The following is a 1805-nucleotide window of genomic DNA, read 5'->3' as shown; positions in this document are numbered from 1 at the left end:
CCGCTGCGACCAGCGCGCTCGGGGTCGTCGGCGCCGGAGCCGCCGGTGGCGCGGCCGCGGCAGGCGGTGTTGCCGCGTTCCTCGCGTCGATCCCGCTCGGTGCCGCGGCGATCGCGGTGGGCAGCGTCGCGCTCGCGGCGGTGGCCGCGATCAGCATCGTCAACCTGCTCAGCTCGCCGGACGACTCCACGCTCGTCGGCGCCGAACCCACCTCGAGCGTGGCCCCCAGCACGGACGCTCCCGCCCCCACCTCGACGGCCGGCGCCGTGGTCACGCCGCAGCCGACCGACATCCCCACGCCGGAGCCCACCGAGCTGGCTCCGCAGGACACCCCGCTGGACACCACGACCTCGGCGTTCTCCACCGAGGGTGACGTGACCGCCGACGCGCCGTTCGCCGCGCAGCCCGAGCCCGAGGTGCCGGCCGAGCCGGAGGTGCCGCCCGAGCCGACCCCCGCGGACGTCTCGATCGACCTGCCGCCCGGCGGGCTGACGCTGGAGGCCGGGGTTGCGGCCCAGGAGCTGGCGGTCGGAGTGCGCAACAGCGGCGAGACCGCCGCGACCAACCTCGTCGCCGAGGTGACGCTGCCCGACGGCGTGACGCTCGACGGCGTCTCCGCGGCCGCGTTCGCGGGGATCAGCGCCGGCCGGTTCGCCGTGATGGGCGCGGCCGGCTGGGTGTGCGTCGTCGGCGACGGGACCGGCGTCGCGCGGTGCACGCTCGACGAGCTCCCCGGTCTGACCACGTCGACGCTCGTGCTGCGGGTCTCCATCGACGAGTCCTACGACCGCTCCGACGGCGAGGTGGGCCTGCGCGTCCAGGGCGCGGGTATCGACTACGTCGCGCCGCCCATCCGCGTCGTCATCGCCGCCGCGCCGGCCCGCCTGACGCTGCGCACCCTGCCGGGGACGCTCGCGCTGGTCAGCGGTCGGACCCGCCAGCTCGACCTCACGGTCGCGAACGTCGGCGGGACGGCGATCCCCGCGGGCTCGGCCATGGTCTCGGTCGCCCTGCCGTCCGGCGTCACGGGTGCCGCGGCTCCGGGGTCCGCGTGGACCTGCGCCGGGACGCAGCCGATGGTCTGCCGCCCGGGTGCCGTCGGGGCCCGCGCCGACGCCCCGCTCTCCCTGCTCCTCACCGCAGGGTCCGCCGACGTCGTCACGGACCGCTCGCTCGCGATCCAGCTGTCGCCGAGCGGGCGCCAGGCCGCGGAGTCGCTCACCGTTCCGTTCACGCTGCAGCGCCCGGCCGCGCTCGCGCTCAACGGGCCGAGCACGGCGGTCGTCGCTCTCGGCACCCCGACCGCGGTCCCGCTGAGCATCGCGAACACGGGCGACCTGCCGGCAGTCGGGGTCCGGGTCACCGTGCAGCGGCCGGACAGCCTCGCCTTCGGGTCCCCCGCGGTGACCGACGAGACGTGGACCTGCTCGGACGGGTCGACCATCGTGTGCACGGCGGCGCAGATCGATCCGGGCAGCACCGTCGACCTGCCGCTGGACCTGCGCGCGGTCCCGGGAGCGATCGGTGACGTGGGAGCGGTGGTGGTGTCCGCCGAGGCGCCCGACGCCGACCCCGCCGGGGCCTTCCCGGTCGAGGTCGAGGCGCTGGCGCCGGTGCTCGGCCTCGACGGCTACGACCCGTACATCCTGCTCAACTCCGACGGTACGGGGACGGCTCGGTTCACCGTGAGCGCCAGCGTCGCCGACGCCGTCACTCCCACGGCGACCCTGACGCTGCCCGTGAACCTGCGCGCCGATCCCGAGGGCCCGGGCCCGCAGACGCCCGGCTGCACGGCGTCCGACGAC

1 pseudogene is annotated in these 1805 nt (G+C 76.5%); it reads left to right on the top strand.

The annotated features are described in order from the left end of the window. Positions 1–1805 (top strand): annotated as a pseudogene (locus tag ACXJKG_RS20930) (hypothetical protein); the annotation flags it as partial.

It is taken from the genome of Cellulomonas sp. P5_C6, assembly GCF_054049635.1.
Note: the sequence above shows the minus strand (reverse complement) of the source record. Positions and strands in the feature narration are given on the sequence as shown.